Annotated in this window: 5 protein-coding genes; 3 read left to right on the top strand and 2 right to left on the bottom strand. The window is 66.0% G+C overall.

Going from position 1 to position 4200, the window contains the following annotated elements; genetic code table 11:
* Together AC1D0P_RS22695 and AC1D0P_RS22700 are read right to left on the bottom strand one after the other, a co-directional pair.
* Positions 1 to 1037: ribonuclease catalytic domain-containing protein (locus tag AC1D0P_RS22695; protein ID WP_477678813.1), on the bottom strand; the 1037-nt coding region annotated here is incomplete at its 3' end.
* A gap of 67 nt (positions 1038 to 1104) precedes the next feature.
* The gene (locus tag AC1D0P_RS22700) at positions 1105 to 1701 is read right to left on the bottom strand and encodes a YqiA/YcfP family alpha/beta fold hydrolase (protein ID WP_477678814.1); all 597 of its coding nucleotides are present in this window, start codon (positions 1699 to 1701) and stop codon (positions 1105 to 1107) included.
* Positions 1702 to 1770: 69 nt separating this feature from the next.
* Here AC1D0P_RS22700 and rodA point away from each other — a divergent pair, with 69 nt between their 5' ends.
* From rodA to AC1D0P_RS22715, 3 genes are all read left to right on the top strand, one after another.
* Positions 1771 to 2925 carry a rod shape-determining protein RodA gene (rodA, locus tag AC1D0P_RS22705; protein WP_477678815.1) on the top strand — a complete coding sequence of 385 codons (1155 nt, stop codon included), beginning with the start codon at positions 1771 to 1773 and terminating at the stop codon, positions 2923 to 2925.
* 13 nt (positions 2926 to 2938) lie between these two features.
* Positions 2939 to 3829: an NAD(P)-dependent oxidoreductase gene (locus tag AC1D0P_RS22710; RefSeq protein WP_477678816.1), complete on the top strand. Its 891-nt coding sequence runs from the start codon at positions 2939 to 2941 to the stop codon at positions 3827 to 3829.
* Between the two features lie 83 nt (positions 3830 to 3912).
* Positions 3913 to 4200 (top strand): PmbA/TldA family metallopeptidase (locus AC1D0P_RS22715; RefSeq protein WP_477678817.1); only part of this gene is annotated, 288 nt, incomplete at its 3' end.

Genomic DNA, 4200 nt, shown 5'->3' on the forward strand with positions numbered 1-4200 from the left:
CTTTCCTTGATTTCCAGCGTCGCCTCGTCAATCGTGAGGTACAGCGACAGCGATGGGCAATTGCGGCCTTCCTGCAGCGTGTAGCTTTTGACGATTTCGTCGGGCAGCATGGTCAGCTTGTAGCCCGGCATGTAAACGGTGGACAGCCGCGCGCGGCCCACGGTGTCAATCGGGCTGCCGGGCAGCACGGTCAGGCCGGGCGCGGCGATGTGTATGCCCAGCGTGACGGTGCCGCTGCCCAGGCCCTGCACCGACAGCGCATCGTCGATTTCGGTGGTGGCCGAGTCGTCGATGGAAAACGCCTTCACGTCGGCCAGCGGCAGTTCGTCCTTGACCTCGGGCGCCTGCAGCGCCGGGAAGCCCGTGCCCTTGGGGAAGTTCTCGAACAGGAAGCGCTTCCAGTGGAACTGGTAGGGCGAGGCGATGGCGCCGGCCTTTTGCAGCAAATCCAGCGGCGCGGTATGCGTGGCGCGCGAGGCCTCGACCACGGCCTTGTACTCGGGGCTGTTCTTGTCGGGCTTGAACAATATTTTGTAGAGCTGCTCGCGCACCGGCGCCGGGCATTCGCCGCGGCCCAGTTCTTCGGCCCATGCGGTGATCTGTGCCGCCACCTGCTTTTTCTTCTCGATGGCGGCCAGCGCCTGCTGCAGGATTTCCGCGGGCGCTTTCTTGAAGCGGCCCTTGCCGGCGCGGCGGAAGTAATGCGGCGCGTCGTAAAGGCGGAACAACGCGGCGGCCTGCTGCTCCAGCGTGGCGGGTTTGCCGTCGGCGCTGAAATAGTCGCGGGCCAGGTCGGCGACGCCGAATTCGCCTTCGCCGGCGAATTCCCAGGCCAGGTCGAGCTCGATGTCGGTGCTCAGTTTTTGCCCGGCGGCCATCAGCTCGGCGGGCGCGGGCTTCTCGAATTTCAGCAGGGCGTTGACGCCCTTGACCTTGACGCGTTTGCCCGAGTCGAGCTCCACCTGCAGCGAGGCATCGCTCTCGGACAAAATGCGGCCGGCCAGAAACTTGCCGGCTTCTTCAAACAATACAAACAAAACGGGATCCCTTTGGTGTCTTTGATGACTTGGGGTTAGTGTAATCAGGCCATGTTGGGGGAGATTTTCAGGCCAGCGCCAGGAAATCGAGGATTTCCGGCACATGCGCGTCAAAGTCGCTCAGCGCATGGTCGCCTCCTTCGAGGATGCGCAGGTGCGCGCCCGCATAGCGGCCGGCCATTTCGCGCCAGTCCAGCACCTCGTCGCCCTTGGCGATAAAGGCCAGGTAGTTTTCGGGTGCCTTGAGCGGCCCGGTGTGCTGGGCCTTGAGTTCGTCGACAAAACGCGGCTCAAAGAAAAAATGCTCGTTGGGGTCATGCCAGGCGGTCTGCTCGCCGATGTAGCGGGCCAGGTCGCGCGCCGGCTCCACGGCCGGGTTGAGCAGCACAGCCTTGCAGCCGGTTCGCTCGGCCACGGCGGTGGCATAAAAGCCGCCCAGCGAGGAGCCGACCACGGCCAGGCCCTGGTAGCCGGCTTCAAGCGGCCAGCGAGCGATTTCGTCCATCACCCCGCACAGCGCGGCCTCGGGCGAGGGCGGCAATTGCGGGCAGTACCAGTGCACGGCCGGGTGGCGCTGCGCTACGATGGCCGCCATTTTTTGGGCTTTCATGGATTGCGGCGAAGAACGAAAGCCGTGCAGGTAGAGCAGGTGGGTGGTGCGCATGCCGCCATGGTAGACGGGAGTCCACGGTCTTTGGGCCCGGGCCGCGGGCCCTGGCGGATAATCCCCGGCATGTCAGCCGTTTTCGACAAACCCTCTCTTTACCAGCGAACTTTGCCCCTGCTGCAGGGTTTTGACGGCCTGCTGGCGTTTGCCGTCTTCCTGCTGGCCTGCGCGGGCCTGCTGATCATGTATTCCTCGGGCTACGACCACGGCAGCCGCTTTGTGGACCACGGCCGCAACATGCTGATCGCCGGGGCCATCATGTTCGTGGTGGCGCAGGTGCCGCCGCAGCGCCTGATGGCCTTTGCCGTACCGCTGTATATCGCGGGTGTGAGCCTGCTGGTGGCCGTCGCGATTTTCGGCCTGACCAAAAAAGGCGCCAGGCGCTGGCTCAATGTGGGCGTGGTGATCCAGCCCAGCGAAATCCTCAAGATCGCCATGCCGCTGATGCTGGCCTGGTGGTTCCAGAAGCGCGAGGGCCAGCTGCGTCCGCTGGACTACGTGGCCGCCGTGCTGCTGCTGGCCATGCCCGTGGGCCTGATCATGAAACAGCCCGACCTGGGCACTGCGCTGCTGGTGCTGGCCGCCGGCCTCGCGGTAATCTTTTTTGCGGGACTGAGCTGGAAGCTGATCCTGCCGCCCGTGCTGCTGGGCCTGGTCGGCGTGTTTCTGGTGGTGTGGTTCGAGCCGCAGATCTGCGCCGACGGCGTGCGTTGGCCCATCCTGCACGACTACCAGCAGCAGCGCATCTGCACCCTGCTGGACCCATCGCGCGATCCGCTGGGCAAGGGCTTTCACATCATCCAGGGCATGATCGCCATCGGCTCGGGCGGCATCACCGGCAAAGGCTTCATGGCCGGCACGCAGACGCACCTGGAATTCATTCCCGAGCGCACCACCGACTTCATCTTCGCCGCCTATTCCGAAGAGTTCGGCCTGCTGGGCAACCTGCTGCTGATCGCCGGCTTCATCTTCCTGATCCTGCGCGGGCTGGCCATCGCACTGGAGGCCTCGACCCTGTTCGCGCGCCTGCTGGCGGGGGCGCTGACCATGATTTTTTTCACCTACGCCTTCGTCAACATGGGCATGGTCAGCGGCATCCTGCCCGTGGTGGGTGTACCGCTGCCCTTCATCAGCTACGGCGGCACCGCCATGGTCACGCTGGGCCTGGCCATAGGCATGCTGATGTCGATCGCCAAGGCCAAGCGCCTGGTGCAGACCTGAGAGGCCGGCTGCTTTGAACGCCCGCATCGTGACCGTGATCGGGGTGGGCAACATGGGTGGCGGCATGGCTGCCAACCTGCTCGCCAAGGGCTGGGACGTCCGGGTCTGCGACACTGACGCAGCCAAGGTCGCGGCCATGGCGCAACTGGGCGCCGCGGCTGTTGCCCATCCCGCCCGCGCTGCGGCGGATTCAGGGGCTTTTATCGTCTGCGTGGTCGATGCGGCGCAAACCGAGGAAGTGCTGTTTGGCGAGCAAGGCCTGGCCCGCATGCTGCGGCCCGGCCATGCCGTGATGCTGTGCCCGACGATCGCGCCGCAAGACGTCGAATCCTTCGCCGCCCGGCTGGCCGAGCGCGGCGTGCACACGCTGGATGCGCCCATGTCGGGCGGGCCGGCCCGGGCGCGCGACGGCTCCATGAGCCTGATGCTGGCCTGCGAACAGGCTGTGCAGGAACAGCAGGCCGGCTTGCTGCGGGACTTGTCGGCCAAAGTGTTCCACATCAGCGAAAAGCCCGGCGACGGCGCCCGTACCAAGCTGGTCAACAACCTGCTGGCGGGCATCAACCTGGTGGGCGCGGCCGAGGCCTTGGCCCTGGCCGGCCGCCTGGGGCTGGATCTGGCGAAAACCCTGGACGTGATCGAGCAGTCCAGCGGCCAGAGCTGGATAGGCTCGGACCGCATGCGCCGGGCGATTGCCGGCGACTACGCGCCGCGCGCCCATGTGACGCTGCTCGAAAAAGACACGCGGCTGGCCGTCACGGCGGCCCGCGCGGCCGGTTTCGACGGCCCGTTGGGCGAGCGCGCCAGCCGGGTTTTCGCCGAGGCCCACCAGGCTGGGCTGGCGGCGGAGGACGACGCCGCGCTGTTCAAGCACCTGCAACACCTGGGCAGCAAGGGCGGCTGAGCGGGCTTTTCGGGCCGTTTCACCGCGGTTGCGGGCAAAACCCCGCTACCCCGTCGCGGAGGCAGACTGCCTACAATGGCCGCATGACCTCACTCCGCTCCACCACCGCCTCCGCCCCCAACAAGTCCACGGCCTCATCGTCCGCCCGGCCGACGGTGGAGTCGACCTCGGGGCGGCTGGAGATCGCCCAGAAATTGCTGCTGGCGCCTTTCGGCCTCACGCAGGCGCATTTGAGCCGCGCGCTCGGTGAAATCACCTCCCACGGCGCCGACGACGCCGACCTCTATTTCCAGTACACCCGCAGCGAAGGCTGGAGCCTGGAAGAAGGCATCGTGAAGACCGGCTCCTTCAGCATCGACCAGGGTGTGGGC

The sequence above is a fragment of the Polaromonas sp. P1_G2 genome (assembly GCF_056405515.1).

What these genes read in the sequence shown, in the direction of transcription:
- AC1D0P_RS22700 (WP_477678814.1), bottom strand. Translation starts at nt 1,701, where the DNA reads ATGCGCACCACCCACCTGCTCTACCTGCACGGCTTTCGTTCTTCGCCG.
- rodA (WP_477678815.1), top strand. Translation starts at nt 1,771, where the DNA reads ATGTCAGCCGTTTTCGACAAACCCTCTCTTTACCAGCGAACTTTGCCC.